The sequence below is a fragment of the Paraburkholderia sp. SIMBA_054 genome (assembly GCF_046534875.1).
Taxonomy (GTDB): Bacteria; Pseudomonadota; Gammaproteobacteria; order Burkholderiales; family Burkholderiaceae; genus Paraburkholderia; species Paraburkholderia hospita.
The window spans coordinates 1-234 of the sequence record NZ_JAWRXV010001766.1 but is presented as its reverse complement, the minus strand read 5'-3'; the positions used below and the strand labels follow the sequence as shown (position 1 = coordinate 234).

Below are 234 nucleotides of genomic sequence, written 5' to 3'. Positions count from 1 at the left end.
ACGCGATCGCCATCGCCGAGGCGGTGCGCGCGCGCTACCACAAGCCCAAGCTCATCCTGATGGGGCACAGCTGGGGCACGATCGTGTCGATGCGCGCCGCGCTCAAGCGCCCGGACCTGTTCTACGCCTACGTCGGCGTGGGCCAGGCGATCAACGTGCGCGAGAACGAGCAGGTCAGCTACGACTACGCGGTGGCGCAGGCCAAGGCGCATGGCAACGTGGAAGCGGAGAAGG

General features: G+C 67.9%; 1 protein-coding gene. It reads left to right on the top strand.

The annotated features are described in order from the left end of the window. Positions 1-234 (top strand): alpha/beta fold hydrolase (locus SB822_RS61160; RefSeq protein WP_410859667.1); only part of this gene is annotated, 234 nt, incomplete at both ends.